Here is a 17,024-nt window from a genome sequence, read left to right on the forward strand (position 1 = left end):
TCCTTTTTAGTATTGATGTTCTGGGGAGAAAAGCTTACTTCGCTTCTTCTGCCAGAATTGCAAAACAGCGATCTGCCGCTTCTAATGTTGCATCGATCTCTTTTGAGCCGTGTGCAAGAGAAGTGAAGCTTGCTTCGAATGCCGATGGCGCTAGGTATACGCCGTGTTTTAGCATTAGGTGGAAGAAACGTTTGAAGCGCTCAACATCGCACTTAGTCACGTCTTCGTAGCACGTTACGGTTTCTTGGTCAGTGAAGAAGAAGCCAAACATACCGCCCACTTGGTTTACTACCAATGGCACGCCGTGTTTGTCGGCAAGTTCTTTGAAGCCTTGTGCAAGTTGCTTAGTTTTTGCTGCTAGGCGCTTTTCGTTCCCTTCTTCTTTTAGAAGGTTCAAACATGCAAAGCCTGCTGCCATTGCAACTGGGTTACCAGAAAGCGTGCCTGCTTGGTAAACAGGGCCTGTTGGCGCTACGTATTGCATGACTTCTTTACGACCACCAAAAGCGCCCACTGGCATACCACCACCGATAACCTTACCTAGTGTCGTTAGGTCTGGTTTGATGTTGTAGTGTGCTTGCGCGCCACCAAGAGCAACACGGAAACCTGTCATTACTTCATCAAATATCAGTAGTGCACCTTCTTGGTCACAGATTTCGCGTAGACCTTCATGGAAGCCTTCTACTGGTGGAATACAGTTCATGTTGCCCGCAACTGGCTCAACGATGATACAAGCGATTTCGCCTTTGTTTGCAGCGAACAGTTCACGGACTGAATCTAGATCGTTGAATGTTGCCGTTAACGTATGCTTAGCAAAATCTGCAGGAACGCCAGGAGAGCTTGGTTGGCCTAGAGTTAGTGCGCCAGAGCCCGCTTTTACTAGCAAGCTGTCAGCGTGGCCGTGGTAACAACCTTCAAATTTCATGATCTTGTCACGGCCTGTGAAGCCACGAGCAAGACGGATAGCACTCATGGTAGCTTCTGTGCCAGAGCTCACCATGCGGATTTGTTCCATTGATGGCACGAGCTCAGACACAAGTTCAGCCATTGCGATTTCCATCTCAGTTGGCGCACCAAAACTTAGACCGCGTTGTGCTGCATCGATAACTGCTTGACGGATAACTGCGTGGTTATGACCTAGAATCATAGGACCCCAAGAGCCAACGTAATCAATGTACGCTTTACCATCGGCATCAAAAATCAGGGCACCGTCTGCTCGTTCGATAAATAGCGGAGAACCGCCAACGCCGTTGAATGCACGAACTGGTGAGTTCACACCGCCAGGAATGGTTTGCTGAGCCTTTTGATATAGCTCTGATGATTTGGTCATGGGGTTATCCTCTTTTGATTGCTCGGACCAAGTGGAGCGCATTGTACCTAGCTAATTTCAAGTTAGAAACGTTTTGGGTAATTTATGTGTAGTCTGGCGTTGTAATCTTACATATCAGCATCGGATATAAAGAATCGGCGGTGAATACTTGAACGAGTTGGTCAGGTATTGGATAATCGCTCTAATTAGCATAAATTTGACGTCTTGCTTCAGGCTTGACGCATTACACGAGTGAGAGAGGTCTTCGTGAGCGAAGTAAACGTACCATTGTCTTTTTCTGATGCCGCGGCATCTCGCGTTCAAACGTTGATTGCGGAAGAAGAAAACCCAGCGCTGAAATTACGCGTATACATTACTGGTGGCGGCTGTAGTGGTTTCCAATACGGTTTCACATTTGATGAGAACGTAAATGAAGGCGACACAACAATCGTAAACAGCGGTGTAACACTGGTTGTAGACCCAATGAGCCTGCAATACCTAATCGGTGGCGTGGTTGATTACACAGAAGGTTTAGAAGGAGCTCGCTTCTTCGTCAATAACCCAAATGCGACGACAACTTGTGGTTGTGGTGCATCATTCAGTGTTTAATTAACACGACAACAGGCAGCCAATTGGCTGCCTGAGTTTTACGTAGCAGGAAGTCACGTAAACGCACTCCCAGTTCCAAAGAGAGCTGCGAGCTAAAAATAAAAAGGACTTTGTATGTCTGGATCTTCTTTTGGACGTCGTATTGTAGAGCGTCCATGGCTAGTCTCTCTAACGCTTGTGATCGCTTTAGCTGCTTGGCTCGCAATGGGTCAACTTAAAGCAAAAGACGAAACGGTTTCTCCTTCAAACTCTCAATCTGAAGACACACCTGTTGCTAAGGTGATGTTCAACTCTTTTACCGCCCAACCAACCAGCAAAACCATTGAACTGTACGGTCGCACTGCACCAAATCGACAAGCTCGCCTAGGGGCTGAAGTCGCAGGTAAGATCATCAGTTTGAATGTGCAAAAAGGGCAAAGCGTGAAACAAGGGCAGGTGATTGCCAATATTGATGAACGTGACCTCGATATTCAGCTCAAACGCGCTAAAGCGATGCTGCGTGTTAAAGAAAAAGAGTTTAAAGCCGCAGAGTCTCTGAGAAATCGAGGCTTACAGGGTGAAGTTGCGTTTGCCACAGCACAAGCTGCCTTGGTTGATGCTCGAGCAAGCCTAAGTAACGTTGAAACTGCACTCAAAAACACCAAAGTAAGAGCGCCTTTCGATGGCATTCTTGACCATAGATTCGTTGAAGTTGGTGACTTTGTTGGTGTTGGCGATCCGATTGCTACCGTTATTGACCTTGAAAAGTTAGTCATCGAGGCGGATGTGAGCGAGCGTCACATTCAGTATTTAAAAGAAGGCCAAGTCGCTGACGTTCGCACTATCAACAACGTCCACCACCAAGGCACAATTCTTTATATCGGACGTGTGTCTTCGACTTCAACCAATACGTTCCCCATTGAGATCGAAATTGATAACCGTGAGAGTGCAATGCCTGCGGGGATCAGTGCCGAAGTTGTGTTGTCTTTGAGCGAAGTGTTGGCCGTAAAAGTAACCGCAGCGATGCTCGCGCTCGATGAAGAAGGCAACCTTGGCATCAAGACACTGCGTGATCAGCATGTCAACTTTGTACCTATTCAACTTGTGAAAGCCGAAAAAGATGGCGTTTGGCTGTCTGGATTGGGCGACCAAGTTGATATCATTGTGCTCGGACAAGGTTTTGCGCGTGATGGTGATTTAGTGATGGCGACGAAGGTGGATGATGCCATCGAAGCCGCGAATCAGCAGTAAGGAGGCAATATGTTTGCTTTGATTGATGCTGCGTTATCGCGTGCACGTACCATGCTCACCTTGTTGGTGATGATTTTGATTGCAGGTGTGATCACCTACATCACGATCCCCAAAGAGTCGAGTCCCGACATCACTATCCCAATCATTTATGTTTCTGTTGGGCATCAGGGGATTTCACCAACAGATGCAGAACGCTTATTGGTACGCCCAATAGAGCAAGAGTTGCGTTCGATTGAAGGCGTAAAAGAAATGACCGCTGTGGCTTCAGAAGGTCATGCCTCTGTGACGTTAGAGTTCAGTGTAGGCGTCGATCTTGCTGAAGCAATGGCCGATGTGCGTGATGCTGTCGATCTAGCTAAGCCGAAGTTGCCAGAAGACAGCGATGAACCGACCGTAAATGAAGTCACATTTGCCTCTGAAGAACCAGTACTTACGGTTGTGCTTTACGGGACTGTACCAGAACGTACAACCGTACAAATTGCCCGTGTACTTCGCGATAAATTAGAAAGCTATCGTCAGGTGCTAGAAGTCGATATTGCGGGAGATCGGGAGGACATTGTAGAGATCGTCGTCGATCCATTGCTGATGGAAAGCTACGGTTTGGATCAAGCGGATATCTACAACTTGATCGCGTTAAACAACCGTGTCGTAGCAGCAGGTTTTGTCGATACGGGATATGGTCGTTTCTCAGTTAAAGTCCCTTCTGTTTTTGATTCTTTAAAAGACGTCTTAGAGTTGCCAATTAAAGTTAATGGCAAAGAGGTGATTACCTTTGGAGATGTGGCGACGGTGCGTAGGGCGTTTCGTGATCCTGAGAGTTTTGCTCGCTTAGATGGTAATCCTGCTGTTGTTCTCAACGTCAAAAAGCGCGCGGGTGAAAACATCATTGAGACAGTTGAGTTAGTCAAACAAGTAATGCTCGAGGCACAAAAGCGTTCAGAGTGGCCGAATAACCTACAAGTCAAATACACGTGGGATCAGTCTAATGACGTCAAACTGATGCTCAACGATCTGCAAAACAACATTCTCTCGGCAATCATTCTTGTGGTGATTGTTATCATTGCAATTCTTGGGGTTCGAACGGCGTTGCTTGTTGGGATCTCTATTCCGGGTTCTTTCCTGACGGGGTTATTAGTTCTGTCGGTATTTGGCTTAACGGTCAACATTGTTGTGTTGTTTGCTCTCATCATGGCAGTCGGCATGCTCGTTGATGGGGCAATTGTCGTGACAGAGTTTGCCGATAGGCGGATGCAAGAGGGTATACCACGTAAAGAAGCCTATCGTGATGCTGCAAAACGTATGGCATGGCCGATTACAGCTTCTACGGCCACCACTCTCGCCGCATTTGCTCCATTACTCTTTTGGCCAGATATTACTGGCGAGTTCATGAAGTATTTACCATTAACCTTAATTGCAACCTTGACTGCTTCTCTTGTAATGGCGTTGTTATTTGTGCCGGTTATAGGCGGAATCATCGGTAAGCCTCAAGCTGTTAACCAGAAAAGCCAGCAAGAGATGGTTGACTTGCACAACGGAGAGTTTGAGAAAGCGACGGGCATTACAAAGCTTTACTATCGTACGTTGTCGATTGCGATTAAGCACCCACTTAAAGTGTTACTTAGTGCGATATTGCTTGCGGGTGGAGTCGGTTTTACTTACAGCAAAGCTGGCTTAGGTGCGGAGTTTTTTCCAGAGGTAGATCCTGCATTCTTTACCGTCAAGGTGCGTTCTTACGGTGATTTATCGATCAACGAAAAAGACGTCGTGATGAAAGAGATCGAAAAAGTCATGCTAGGACACGATGAGTTTGAGAGTGTCTATACGCGTACCGGAACGGATTCAAATGATGGTGATGAGATTGGTCAGATTCAGATTACGCCTGTCGATTGGCAATATCGTCGCAAAGTGAAAGACATCATTGAAGAGCTCAAACAGACTACTAATCAATTCTCAGGTGTAGAGTTGGAGTACAAATTCCCCGATGCTGGTCCGCCAGTAGAGCATGATCTCGTCATTGAAATGTCGGCACAAAACTCAAGCATTGATCAGTTAGACAGTGCGGCCAAAATGGTTCGTTACTGGGCTGATCGCAATCCCGCTTTAACTAACTTGAGTGATACCACTAATAAAGAGGGGATTGACTGGCAGATTGATATTCGCAGGGACGATGCTTCTCGCTTTGCCGCTGATGCGACTTTGGTTGGTAATACTGTCCAGTTTGTGACTAACGGTTTGAAGATTGGTGATTATCTGCCCGATGATGCCGATGAAGAAGTCGATATCTTAGTGCGTTATCCGCAAGAGAAGCGGGATATCGGTCGGTTTGACCAATTACGTGTAAAAACGGCGGCCGGCTTAGTGCCGATCACGAACTTTGCGCAGATTAAGCCAGACCACAAGCAAGATACAATTCGACGTGTTGATGGCCGACGCGTAGTGAACATCAAAGCAGACATGGTTGAAGGCTATAACCTTGCTCTTGAATTACCAAAGATAGCTGCAGAAGTAGAGCAGCTGGGCTTGCCTGCTGGTATTGAGTTTAAAATTCGCGGTCAAAACGAGGAGCAAGAAAACTCTTCTGCGTTTTTAAAAAGTGCCTTTATGGTTGCACTAGGTGTGATGGCGTTGATTTTGATTACTCAATTCAACAGCTTCTACCAAGCATTTTTGATTTTAAGTGCTGTGCTGTTCTCTACGGTTGGTGTGTTTGCTGGCTTGCTCATCTTCCAAAAACCGTTCGGCATCATTATGTCGGGTATTGGGGTGATTGCGTTGGCTGGTATTGTTGTAAACAACAACATCGTATTGATCGACACCTATAACCAAATGCGTAAACGTGGTCTAGAAAAGTCAGACGCGATATTACGGACTGGGGTTCAGCGCTTGCGCCCTGTGTTGCTTACCACAGTGACGACCATATTAGGTTTGTTGCCAATGGTGTTAGAAATGAACATCGATTTGGTGAATCAAAAAGTTGAATTTGGCGCACCAAGTACCCAGTGGTGGTCACAATTAGCAACCGCAGTTGCTGGTGGCTTGGCATTTGCGACCGTGCTGACTTTGGTTTTAACGCCTTGCCTGCTAATGCTTGGACGTGAGCATAATATTGATGATTCTCAAACAGAAACAAAAGAGGCAGCCTAGGCTGCCTCTTGGTGATTCAATTTTTACTCGCATCACTCAACATTATTTCATTGCGAGTAACTTACTGTAACGGTCAAGCTTCGCCATGCTGATTTTCGCGTTAGCCATAAAGGTTTGCTTTGCTTTCCCCGTCAAAGATTTCGATTGCGGCAATTTTACCGTCCTTGCGTTCTTGTGTACGCCGTTTACTAAGAACTCATAATGCAGGTGAGGTCCGGTTACTCGTCCAGTACCACCTAGAGTACCAATCGTTTGTCCTTGTTTAACACGTTGACCTGTCTTCACCATACGTTTGGTTAAGTGTAAGTACTTAGTCACATAGGTATTGCTGTGTTTAATGAAGACGTAGTTACCATTGAATTTGTTGTAAGCCGACTTAAGCACTACGCCGTTGCCCGCAGCCCAAATTGGAGTACCAACTGGTGCTGCATAGTCTGTACCACGGTGAGGGCGAACTTTCCCGGTTACTGGGTGAAGGCGACGAGGGTTGAAGTTTGAGGTTACACGGCGGAAATCCAGAGGCGCACGTAAGAAGGCCTTTTTCATTGCTCGACCATTTTCGTCGAAGTACTTACCACTCTTCTCATCTAAAATCGCGGTGAAGGTGTCACCTTGGTTTTTAAAGACTGCGGCGATGATCTTACCACGTCCAATGACTTCGCCCTCGACGACCTCTTCTTGATAAAGTACTCGGAAGGTGTCGTTTTTACGAATATCCAGCGCAAAGTCGATATCCCAACCAAAGATTCCCGCCAGCTCCATGATTTGATTTGCATTCAATCCCGATGAAATACCAGCATTCCAGAAGTTAGATTTAATCGTCGCTTCGGCGTAGTTGTATTGATAGTCGACTTCTTTTTTGTCGACTTCAGAGACGTATTTACTTCCCTGCAACTTGATACGGAAAGTTTCAAAAGCATTCAATGTACGTTTTAGCTGTATAAAATCGTTATTTTCATCAAAACCAAATTGCAATCGGTCTCCGGGACGAAGCCGAGTAAGCTGCGCTTTGATCTCTTTATCTGAAGTGATGAGTTCGTGAAGAAGACGAGGGGAGAGCCCTACACGATTAAACAGGACGGCAGCGCTTTCGCCATTTTTGACTTTGTAGGTTTCCCAACGCAAAACAGAAGGAAGATTAGAAGAGGCGCTGCGCTCGGGAGATTCTACAGAAATTGGTACCGAATAGTGCTCACCAACTTTGAGTCGGCTTTGCTGCGGGTCGAGGTCTTGCGGATCAGGCAAAAAGAATAGTGCAAAGATGATGAGGGCACTAAAAAAGCCGATCAATACTTTGTGCAAGAGTGGGAGTCTGACAAAAATCGAATGCATAAGGTACTTGATTGCTAAATTAAACGTAAAAATTGACAACTACCTAGTCTAACGTGTTTCAAAATGCATCGCTATTCAAGTAAGATGTTCAGCTATTATATTTTTGCCAAATCTGTGGGAGTGAACAAGAATGGCGAGCATTGAAGCTGCATTAGCCGAGATTAAGCGCGGTGTTGAAGAGCTGATTCCAGAAGAAGAGCTGATCGCGAAACTAAAAGAAGGCCGTCCTCTACGTATTAAACTCGGTGCCGATCCAACAGCACCTGACATCCACCTAGGCCATACGGTTATTTTCAATAAGCTTCGCTTGTTCCAAGAGCTAGGTCATGAAGTGACGTTCCTAATCGGTGACTTCACTGCAATGGTTGGCGACCCAACAGGTAAGAACACAACGCGTCCTCCACTTAGCCGTGAAGACGTATTGCGCAATGCAGAGACATACAAAGAGCAAGTATTTAAGATTCTTGATCCGGCTAAGACTAAGATTCAGTTCAACTCTGAGTGGCTATCTGAGCTTGGTGCCGAGGGTATGATTCGTCTAGCGGCAAACCAAACGGTTGCACGTATGCTAGAACGTGACGATTTTAAAAAGCGTTACGCAGGTGGTCAGCCAATCGCTATTCATGAGTTTATGTACCCACTACTGCAAGGTTGGGACTCAGTAGCAATGGAAACAGACGTTGAGCTTGGTGGTACTGACCAGAAGTTCAACCTACTAATGGGTCGTGAACTGCAAAAATCTCACGGTCAAAAACCACAAGTGGTATTAATGATGCCACTGCTTGTTGGTCTAGACGGTGAGAAGAAGATGTCTAAATCTTCTGGTAACTACATTGGTATTAGCGAAGCGCCAAGCGAAATGTTTGGTAAGATCATGTCTATCTCTGACGATCTAATGTGGAGCTACTACGAGCTACTGTCTTTCCGTCCATTGGAAGAAATTGCACAGTTCAAAGCTGATGTGGAAGCAGGTAAGAACCCTCGTGATATCAAAGTACTGCTAGCGAAAGAAATCATTGCTCGTTTCCATAGTGAAGCGGATGCTGATGCGGCAGAGCAAGAATTCGTGAACCGTTTTGCTAAGAACCAAATTCCAGATGAAATGCCTGAGTTTGATTTTGAAGCGGGCACACCAGTAGCAAACCTACTGAAAGAAGCAGGTCTATGTGCTTCAACTTCTGAAGCAATGCGCATGGTTAAACAAGGCGCAGCTAAGATTGAAGGCGAGAAAGTTGCTGATGCGAAGTTTGCGCCAGAATCTGGAACTTACGTATTCCAAGTTGGCAAACGCAAATTTGCACGTATTACTATTAAGTAATCAATAACTGCCCAAAATGAAAGCGCCTACTCGGCGCTTTTTTTGTATTAAAATTTAGTGAAATCGTGTGACATTGACTGTAAAAACAGATGAACTTTGTTACTATACGCGCGCTGCAAAATGAGCAGCTTTATCGGAGATTTACATGAACAATACCGACCATCCTCCCAGTTGCTGGGTGAGTAAGATTAAGGGAGCGAAATAACCTGCTTCGGTATTGGCGATCTCCGCCTTACCTGAGTGGTAAGGCATCTTTTCTATTTTTCCTTCTTGTTATTTCCTTCAACTAATTCTGAACAGACAGTGCAATTGCATTGATGTCTTCACGCATCTTGATTTTGTTATATAGAAAGCAAGTGCGCGAACAACCTTTTGCGTGCGTTGTCGATGGTCGTTACCAATGCCAATCGGGAGATTCGCCATGACGGTAATGAACAACACTTTTATTGAAACAACACCAAACTTCTCAGAGGTTGAAATTGGTGCCGCTCGTAATGCATTTCTGCAATATGAGCAGGAGCAACAGCTACACTTATTGACCGTAATGCCTATCGACGAAGCCGTCGGTATTTTACAGCACTGCTCGGTTGGTTATGTGAACAGCCTAATTGCTCAACTAGAACAAGCAGGGTATGACAAACGAGCGAGACATTATGCGCACCAGCTAGGGCTGCATATGTCAGAGGTTGATACACCGGACGGTTATTTATCGACGAGTGTTATCGAGCATGTGAAGCAGCGTATTGGCTGGATCATTGCCCTTGCATTACTTGGTATTGTCTCTGGACTTATCATCGCTCAATACGAGGACACACTAAGCCAATTGGTTTTGCTGGCTGTATACATGCCTGTGATTGCTGCTGCTGGTGGTAATACAGGAACGCAGGCGGCTACGTTAGTTATCCGAGCTCTTGCAACTGGGGAGCTTAAGAAGCGTCAATGGCTTGCAGTGCTTTGGAAAGAAAGCCGCGTCGCTTTATGTATCGCGTTTACGATTTCTATCGTGATGATTGGCAGAATTATCCTGTTTAGCGGTAATCAATCAACGGGCGGTTTTGAGCTTGAAACCATCGCATTTGCTATTGCAGTCGCTCTGTTTATTCAGGTGACGATTTCGACGACATTAGGTGGGCTACTGCCTATTATTGCTCGAGCATTTAAACTGGACCCTGCCGTTTTGGTGAGCCCAGTTTTAGCATCAATTGTTGATATCTCAGGTATGTGGATTTACTTTACCGTTGTTAACTACTTCTTAGGTATTGCCTGACTGAAGCTGATAATGTCTTGATAGAAGAGTTTTTCAAAACGCGTAATAGGGGCGACGACAGGTTTGTTATCGTCCCTTTTTTCTGGGAAATAATCCGATACAAACTGAACAAACACAGTGTTTGGTTTACCATTCTTATCTAACCCATACCCTGCCATATTGTAAGTCCCGTATAACGAGCCACTCTTTGCTATCAACTGCCCTTTGATCGGTGCTTTACGCATACTTTTTCGGTACTGCAAAGTCCCAGACTCACCTGACTTTGGCATGATGGCGATTAGGTTGAGTTCCTTCTCATGCTGCCAAATGTAACGCAGGATTGCCGCCATAGAGGTCGCTGAGATTCGGTTGTTACGTGATAAGCCAGAGCCATCTTCTAGTCTTGCATTACGAATATCGACTCCAGTATTGGCAAAAATAATTTGCTTGATCGCTTCTGTACCATTAGCGAAGCTTCCCGCCTGGACAAAAAACTTCGCGCCCAATGTTTTGGTCAGTGTATCGGCAATAAGGTTATCAGAGCGTTTAAGCATTTGATCCAACAATTGAGGTAAAGGCTTCGATCTATGTATCGCGAGCAATTTACGCTGCTTTTCTGGAGGCGTGCCGATACGGATATTGCCTTTCAAGCTGATTCCAACTTGTTTAAGCAACTTCTCTAATTTTTTGCTGGTGTAACTTTCTGGGTCTTGTACGGCAAATTTAAGAGGTAACGGTTTGTCCCCTCGGTCAACGAGGCAGCCGTTAAGTTCATAATGGTTGTCGGGCTTGGCAATTAGGTCTAAATCGCAATGACGGCTCTTTTGGACGCTTCTAGACACGGTTTTTACACTAGTGCTGACATTAATTGGTTGATGTTCAGGAACATAAACCCGTGTTGAACCGTTTTTCTTGGTGTAGATGGAAGCTTGAACACAGTTGTCATTTAGAGTGATCGCCGATGCTGGCGCACTATAACAAACCCCTAGAATGTCCCACGGCCAACCGACCGCGCGGTTATATCCAGTAAAGGCACTATTATCAAGCCATAGGTCGCCTTTGATTTGCGTTAAACCGTTTTTCTTTGCGCGAGTCAGTAGATTTTTGAGATCGTCAGTCAACAACGTTGGATCACCAGAAAAATGAATGACGGCGTCCGAGCTAGAGCTTTCTAGGGTAGTGCGAAAAGCAAAGTTGTTTCCCAATTCAAGTTTCGCAGCCAAAGCGGTGACGACTTTTAGCGTGCTAGCTGGCGGGAAATATTGGTCGGTTGGATTAATACCGGTTAGCTCGCTTTGGTCGTTGAGTTTTTCAGCAATCAAGCTGACACGGGAGCCTTCTGGCAAAACCTCTTTATGAGGATAAGCCATAGATGTAAGTGGGGCGAGACTAGAAAAAAGTAATAAAGACCAACGTAAGCGCATAATGACAGTTCGTGAGGTTAGTTATGCAATTGAGTATATACCGAAAAATTGCAGAATTCTGGATATAAAAAATGCCCGCATAGTGCGAGCATTTTATCTTCAAGTCTTAAGACTGAATTAGAAGTCGTAACGTAGGCCTAGAGCTAGCTCGTCTTCTGCGTCAGCTTTAGTCGCTTTGTGGTTAGCGAATTCAGTTGAACCCATTTTATCGCCAGCATCAATTAGGTTGAAGTTGTACGATACGTAACCACGGAAGTTAGGCTTGAAGTAGTAAGACGCGTCGATAGCGAAGTTGTTCGCTGAAGTATCGCCGTTTGTCTCTGCGTTGTTGTACGTAGAAGTGAACACAGTTTGACCTAGAGTGTAAGCACCCGCTAGTTCGTAACCTGTGTAGTCTACAGTGTTTTTGAAGTCAGCTTCTTTTTCGCCGTCAGTGAATACACCAGCGAAGTATAGATCGCTCATAGTGTAAGAAGCAGCAAGCATGTATTCGTTAGCGTCAGCTTGATCTGCGTAACCAGCACCTAGGTCAAGACCAGTGTCACCTAGAGTGTAGATTGCAGATAGAGAGTAGCCATCTTCGCCGTTGTCTTTGTATGCGCCGTTTTCTTCTACACGGTCAGCAAAACGGTAGCTAGCTTTAACTGCTAGGTTTTCGAATTGGCCTTTGTAAGAGAACATGTTGTCTGAACGGTCAGCCGCAGCTAGTTTGTCAGCAGCTGTGTTACCAGCGTAAGCCATGATATCTGTGAAGTCAGTGATAACGCCTAGCGCACCGTCATTCTTACCGTAAGTAACTTCACCGAAAGCACCGCCTAGACCAGCGTATGCGTAACGAGTGTCTAGATTGCTGTTGCCGTCTACGCCGCCTTCTTCAGCTGTAGTGAACTCACCTTCCCAGAAACCAACACCGTATAGGTTGTCGTTGATTGCTTGAGTACCAAGGAAGTTTAGACGGATGCGAGAGTTATCCGCTACGTCGCCATCTTTCATAGATAGACGTGCTTCAGCACGGCCGCCCATTTCTAGAGAAGTGCCGTCTTGGTTGTAAAGTTCAGCTGCGTTAACGCCAGTTGCCATAGCTGCTGCAGATACAGAAAGAGCAATTAGAGTCTTTTTCATCTTATTTGTCCTAGTTAGCTGTCCATAATCATTGTTTTATGGGGGAGAGGTTATCTCTCACAAGCTGTTGTTGTGCGTATAGTTTCACTCGTGAGAATCGCCCACATTCGAAAAAGCTATGACGTAACAGCTTGCCGGACATGTTTTACTGCTAAAGTTTCCTTATGAGTTAGTAAAATGATATAAATCCAACTAATGAACAGTGTTCAATTGTTTGGGTTTTTAGTGTAAGTTGTTGTATTTAAACGGTTAGGTTGAGGCTAACATTGGTCTGACATTGATTTGTTTTTATCTTTTTTGATGTTTTTAGTGTAATGAACAGTGTTGTTTTCCAATAAACTGCGATGATGGTTAAATCTAAAAACAATTCATGACGAGGTATTTCTTTCGCTGTCACGCTGTGAAATCGAATTAGGGTGATTTCATATCGGAGTTTGTTTAAACTAACTGAAACAAATCTTCGAACGCACTACCTAGCCATTTGGTTGGGTGGGCTTTTTTTGTCCAAAGACACCTTTGGCCTTGAGGTTATATAATGGAAAAAGTTCCAATGACAATGCGTGGCGAACAATTGCTACGCACAGAACTCGATCGTCTACTAAAGCTTCGCCCACAGATTTCAGAAGCAATCGCAGAAGCACGCGAACTTGGTGACTTGAAGGAAAATGCAGAATACCACGCGGCTCGAGAAGAGCAGGGTATCTGTGAAGCACAAATCCGTGACATCGAATACAAACTGTCTGTGGCTCAGGTTATCGACGTAACCAAGATGGACAACACAGGCAAAGTGATTTTTGGTTCAACAGTGACTTTGATCGATTGCGATACAGAAGAAGAAAAAACTTACCAAATTGTTGGTGATGACGAAGCTGATATTAAATCGGGTCGAATCTCTGTTAGTTCTCCAATTGCTCGTGGTTTGATTGGTAAGATGGAAGGCGACGAAGTCGTTATTCAAACCCCAGGTGGTGCGAAAGACTTCGAAATCGATAGCGTAGAATACGTGTAATCACTCGATATGTCTTATCGTTAGATGCAAAAAAGGTCGCCATTGGCGACCTTTTCTTCTTCCATAGGGTAAGTTGAGATTACTTACGAGGAATTTCGATTTTACGCTCTTCAGATTGGCGGTATAGCACAAGTACTTTACCAATAGTCTGAACTTTTTCAGCGCCCGTCTCACGTACGATAGCGTCGATGATTAGCTGTTTTGTCTCACGGTCTTCTGATGCAACTTTCACTTTGATCAGTTCGTGATGGTTTAGAGCGATTTCAATTTCTGCTAGCACGGCTTCTGTAAGTCCATTTGCGCCCATTAGCACAACAGGTTTTAAACTGTGAGCCAGGCCTTTAAGGTGCTGCTTTTGTTTGGTGCTTAGGTTCATTACGCGGCCAATTTTCTTTAAAATAAGGGTTGAAAAAAGCTATTTTAACGCCATCTATTGCTGAAGACTATAATTTATTGAGCAATAGGTTGAGCCTATTAGAACAATAGCTCCTATTTACGCCTTGTTGGGATTAAAATGAGTAAACAAAAACATTCGGCTAGTTCTGGTCGTTGGTTGAAAGAACACTTTGATGATAAATACGCTAACGAAGCTCGTAAAAAAGGCTATCGTTCTCGTGCTTACTTCAAAATTGATGAGATCCAAACGAAAGATAAATTGTTGAAACCTGGTATGACTGTCGTCGATTTAGGCGCGGCTCCGGGGGGCTGGTCTCAATATGCTGCTAAGATATTAGGTGACGAAGGACAAATCATTGCGTGTGACTTATTACCAATGGATCCAATCGCTGGTGTAAGCTTCTTACAAGGTGACTTTCGTGACGATGCGGTATTAGAAGCGTTGTTGGAAAGAATCCAACCTTCGATGGTAGACGTAGTAATGTCTGATATGGCGCCTAATATTGCAGGCAACAACTCAGTAGATCAGCCGCGAGCTATGTATTTAGTTGAATTGGCTTTAGATATGTGTCGACAAGTTCTAGCACCTAATGGTAGCTTTGTCGTAAAGGTTTTCCAGGGTGAAGGCTTCGACGAGTACGTTAAAGAAGTCCGAAACATGTTTAAAGCCGTAAAAATCAGAAAACCAGACTCATCGCGAGCTCGCTCACGAGAAGTCTTCGTTGTAGCCACTGGTTACAAAGGTTAACTATTTCGCTCGTTTAGAGCATGGTTAACACTATAGCTACAGCTAATAAACTGTAGTACCCTACCTTTAATTACAATTAGTTATCGAGAGGCTGACACCTTGAGTGACATGGCAAAAAATTTAATTCTGTGGCTTGTTATCGCTGTCGTGTTGATGTCGGTATTCCAGAGCTTTGGCCCTGGAGAGAGCAACGGCAGAACCGTGGACTACACCACGTTTGTACAGGAAGTTGGCCAAGGCCAGATTCAAGAAGCAACTTTTAAAGACGGTGAGATTAGTTTCGTTCGTCGTGGCGGTGGTGCCAAAATGGTCACCTACATGCCAGTGTATGATCAGAAGCTTCTAGATGACCTAATCAACCAAAATGTGAAAGTACAAGGTACGCCTCCTGAAGAGCAGAGCTTACTTGGTACTATCTTTATTTCTTGGTTCCCAATGATCTTACTGATTGGTGTGTGGATTTTCTTCATGCGTCAAATGCAAGGCGGCGGCGGTAAAGGCGCAATGTCCTTCGGTAAGAGTAAAGCTCGTATGATGAGCGAAGAACAAATCAAGACAACTTTTGCTGATGTCGCAGGCTGTGATGAAGCAAAAGAAGATGTTAAAGAACTGGTGGACTATCTGCGTGACCCAAGCCGTTTCCAGAAGTTGGGCGGTAAGATTCCAACGGGTGTTCTAATGGTTGGTCCTCCGGGTACTGGTAAAACGCTATTAGCGAAAGCCATTGCAGGTGAGGCAAAAGTACCATTCTTTACTATCTCAGGTTCTGACTTCGTAGAAATGTTTGTTGGTGTTGGTGCATCTCGTGTGCGTGACATGTTCGAACAAGCAAAGAAAGCCGCACCTTGTATCATCTTTATTGATGAAATCGATGCGGTAGGTCGTCAGCGTGGTGCTGGTGTTGGTGGTGGTCACGATGAACGTGAGCAAACACTTAACCAAATGCTAGTAGAAATGGATGGTTTCGAAGGTAACGAAGGTATCATCGTTATCGCTGCGACTAACCGTCCAGATGTATTGGACCCAGCGTTGCTACGTCCAGGCCGTTTTGACCGTCAAGTTGTGGTTGGTCTACCTGATGTACGTGGTCGTGAACAGATCCTTAAAGTACACATGCGTAAAGTACCTCTTGCTGGCGATGTAGAGCCTTCTCTCATTGCACGTGGTACGCCTGGTTTCTCTGGTGCTGATCTTGCTAACTTGGTCAACGAAGCTGCACTGTTTGCTGCTCGTGGCAACAAACGCAATGTATCTATGGTTGAGTTTGAACTAGCAAAAGACAAAATCATGATGGGTGCAGAGCGCCGTTCAATGGTGATGTCTGAAGAGACGAAAGAGTCTACGGCTTACCACGAAGCTGGTCACGCTATTGTTGGTCGTCTCGTGCCTGAACATGATCCAGTGTATAAAGTATCTATCATTCCACGCGGACGTGCGCTTGGTGTGACAATGTACTTACCAGAGCAAGACCGCGTAAGCATGAACCGTCAACATCTTGAGTCGATGATTTCTAGTTTGTATGGTGGTCGACTGGCTGAAGAGCTTATTTACGGCAAAGAGAAAGTATCAACTGGTGCATCCAACGATATTGAACGTGCAACAGATATTGCTCGTAAGATGGTGACACAGTGGGGCTTCTCTGAAAAATTAGGTCCGCTTCTTTATGCAGAAGACGAAGGTGAAGTATTCCTTGGCCGTAGTGTGACGCAGACTAAACACATGTCTGATGATACAGCGAAGCTTATCGATGACGAAGTCCGTAAGATCATCGACCGCAACTACGATCGTGCGAAGCAAATTTTGGAAGATAACATGGACATCATGCATGCGATGAAAGACGCGCTAATGAAGTATGAAACCATTGATGCTGGCCAAATTGACGACCTGATGGAACGTAAAGAAGATATTCGTGAGCCTGCTGGTTGGGGGGATAAACCTACTAATAAACCAGAAGACGACGATAAGCCTCAAGCGAAGCCTGAAGTAAAAGCGGAAGAGAAGTCTGTTGAGCCTACTAAACCAGTAGAGCAATCAACGACTCAAGAAGCGACTTCAAGCGAAGTGCCAGAAAAGAAAGACTCTGAATAAAGAGTAGTCTTTGATAATAAACCCCGAGTTAAGCTCGGGGTTTTTGTTT

General features: G+C 45.1%; 13 protein-coding genes. 8 read left to right on the plus strand and 5 right to left on the minus strand.

Going from position 1 to position 17,024, the window contains the following annotated elements:
• Positions 1 to 34: 34 nt before the first annotated feature.
• A complete protein-coding gene (gene hemL / locus ITG12_RS14300; RefSeq protein WP_038865849.1) occupies positions 35 to 1,330 on the minus strand; it encodes a glutamate-1-semialdehyde 2,1-aminomutase in 1,296 nt (431 codons plus the stop codon).
• A gap of 246 nt (positions 1,331 to 1,576) precedes the next feature.
• Between hemL and erpA the strand changes: the two genes are divergently transcribed.
• The 3 genes from erpA (at position 1,577) to ITG12_RS14315 (ending at position 6,292) form a co-directional block, all read left to right on the plus strand.
• Positions 1,577 to 1,918: an iron-sulfur cluster insertion protein ErpA gene (erpA, locus tag ITG12_RS14305; protein WP_005439421.1), complete on the plus strand. Its 342-nt coding sequence runs from the start codon at positions 1,577 to 1,579 to the stop codon at positions 1,916 to 1,918.
• A 114-nt stretch (positions 1,919 to 2,032) separates the two neighbouring features.
• Positions 2,033 to 3,148 (plus strand): efflux RND transporter periplasmic adaptor subunit, encoded by a 1,116-nt coding sequence (locus tag ITG12_RS14310; RefSeq protein WP_038878953.1) that lies wholly within the window; start codon positions 2,033 to 2,035, stop codon positions 3,146 to 3,148.
• A gap of 9 nt (positions 3,149 to 3,157) precedes the next feature.
• Positions 3,158 to 6,292, plus strand: coding sequence for an efflux RND transporter permease subunit (locus ITG12_RS14315; RefSeq protein WP_038878954.1), 3,135 nt, complete (start codon positions 3,158 to 3,160; stop codon positions 6,290 to 6,292).
• A gap of 42 nt (positions 6,293 to 6,334) precedes the next feature.
• Here the strand turns inward: ITG12_RS14315 and ITG12_RS14320 are convergent, their stop codons facing one another.
• Positions 6,335 to 7,624: a peptidoglycan DD-metalloendopeptidase family protein gene (locus tag ITG12_RS14320; protein ID WP_042603158.1), complete on the minus strand. Its 1,290-nt coding sequence runs from the start codon at positions 7,622 to 7,624 to the stop codon at positions 6,335 to 6,337.
• Positions 7,625 to 7,754: 130 nt separating this feature from the next.
• On the opposite strand from ITG12_RS14320, the gene tyrS reads away from it, so the two are divergent.
• Both tyrS and ITG12_RS14330 read left to right on the plus strand, forming a co-directional pair.
• On the plus strand, positions 7,755 to 8,942 hold the full coding sequence (gene tyrS / locus ITG12_RS14325) for a tyrosine--tRNA ligase (protein ID WP_038865855.1): 1,188 nt from the start codon (positions 7,755 to 7,757) through the stop codon (positions 8,940 to 8,942).
• 421 nt (positions 8,943 to 9,363) lie between these two features.
• The gene (locus ITG12_RS14330) at positions 9,364 to 10,209 is read left to right on the plus strand and encodes a magnesium transporter (protein WP_038878956.1); all 846 of its coding nucleotides are present in this window, start codon (positions 9,364 to 9,366) and stop codon (positions 10,207 to 10,209) included.
• Here the strand turns inward: ITG12_RS14330 and dacB are convergent.
• A complete protein-coding gene (gene dacB, locus ITG12_RS14335) occupies positions 10,188 to 11,612 on the minus strand; it encodes a serine-type D-Ala-D-Ala carboxypeptidase (RefSeq protein WP_038878957.1) in 1,425 nt (474 codons plus the stop codon). The two genes, ITG12_RS14330 and dacB, sit on opposite strands and share 22 nt — an antisense overlap.
• Positions 11,613 to 11,729: 117 nt before the next feature.
• Complete coding sequence (locus ITG12_RS14340; protein ID WP_038865862.1) at positions 11,730 to 12,734, minus strand: porin; 1,005 nt, start codon at positions 12,732 to 12,734, stop codon at positions 11,730 to 11,732.
• Between the two features lie 535 nt (positions 12,735 to 13,269).
• Between ITG12_RS14340 and greA the strand changes: the two genes are divergently transcribed.
• Entirely contained in the window at positions 13,270 to 13,743 is a 474-nt protein-coding gene (greA, locus tag ITG12_RS14345) for a transcription elongation factor GreA (protein WP_038865864.1), read from the plus strand.
• A 79-nt stretch (positions 13,744 to 13,822) separates the two neighbouring features.
• Here the strand turns inward: greA and yhbY are convergent, their stop codons facing one another.
• Positions 13,823 to 14,119 (minus strand): ribosome assembly RNA-binding protein YhbY, encoded by a 297-nt coding sequence (yhbY, locus tag ITG12_RS14350; protein WP_005380066.1) that lies wholly within the window; start codon positions 14,117 to 14,119, stop codon positions 13,823 to 13,825.
• A 138-nt stretch (positions 14,120 to 14,257) separates the two neighbouring features.
• Here yhbY and rlmE point away from each other — a divergent pair, with 138 nt between their 5' ends.
• The gene (gene rlmE / locus ITG12_RS14355; protein WP_038878958.1) at positions 14,258 to 14,887 is read left to right on the plus strand and encodes a 23S rRNA (uridine(2552)-2'-O)-methyltransferase RlmE; all 630 of its coding nucleotides are present in this window, start codon (positions 14,258 to 14,260) and stop codon (positions 14,885 to 14,887) included.
• 108 nt (positions 14,888 to 14,995) lie between these two features.
• Positions 14,996 to 16,975: an ATP-dependent zinc metalloprotease FtsH gene (gene ftsH / locus ITG12_RS14360; protein WP_038865868.1), complete on the plus strand. Its 1,980-nt coding sequence runs from the start codon at positions 14,996 to 14,998 to the stop codon at positions 16,973 to 16,975.
• Positions 16,976 to 17,024 lie beyond the last annotated feature (49 nt).

Source organism: Vibrio sp. ED002 (genome assembly GCF_023277445.1).
In the GTDB taxonomy this organism is placed as follows: domain Bacteria; phylum Pseudomonadota; class Gammaproteobacteria; order Enterobacterales; family Vibrionaceae; genus Vibrio; species Vibrio jasicida.

Excerpts from the sequence above, each read along its gene's own strand:
- hemL (WP_038865849.1), bottom strand. The coding sequence starts at position 1,330 with ATGACCAAATCATCAGAGCTATATCAAAAGGCTCAGCAAACCATTCCT.
- ITG12_RS14310 (WP_038878953.1), top strand. The coding sequence starts at position 2,033 with ATGTCTGGATCTTCTTTTGGACGTCGTATTGTAGAGCGTCCATGGCTA.
- ITG12_RS14315 (WP_038878954.1), top strand. The coding sequence starts at position 3,158 with ATGTTTGCTTTGATTGATGCTGCGTTATCGCGTGCACGTACCATGCTC.
- ITG12_RS14320 (WP_042603158.1), bottom strand. The coding sequence starts at position 7,624 with ATGCATTCGATTTTTGTCAGACTCCCACTCTTGCACAAAGTATTGATC.
- tyrS (WP_038865855.1), top strand. The coding sequence starts at position 7,755 with ATGGCGAGCATTGAAGCTGCATTAGCCGAGATTAAGCGCGGTGTTGAA.
- ITG12_RS14330 (WP_038878956.1), top strand. The coding sequence starts at position 9,364 with ATGACGGTAATGAACAACACTTTTATTGAAACAACACCAAACTTCTCA.
- dacB (WP_038878957.1), bottom strand. The coding sequence starts at position 11,612 with ATGCGCTTACGTTGGTCTTTATTACTTTTTTCTAGTCTCGCCCCACTT.
- ITG12_RS14340 (WP_038865862.1), bottom strand. The coding sequence starts at position 12,734 with ATGAAAAAGACTCTAATTGCTCTTTCTGTATCTGCAGCAGCTATGGCA.
- greA (WP_038865864.1), top strand. The coding sequence starts at position 13,270 with ATGGAAAAAGTTCCAATGACAATGCGTGGCGAACAATTGCTACGCACA.
- yhbY (WP_005380066.1), bottom strand. The coding sequence starts at position 14,119 with ATGAACCTAAGCACCAAACAAAAGCAGCACCTTAAAGGCCTGGCTCAC.
- rlmE (WP_038878958.1), top strand. The coding sequence starts at position 14,258 with ATGAGTAAACAAAAACATTCGGCTAGTTCTGGTCGTTGGTTGAAAGAA.
- ftsH (WP_038865868.1), top strand. The coding sequence starts at position 14,996 with ATGGCAAAAAATTTAATTCTGTGGCTTGTTATCGCTGTCGTGTTGATG.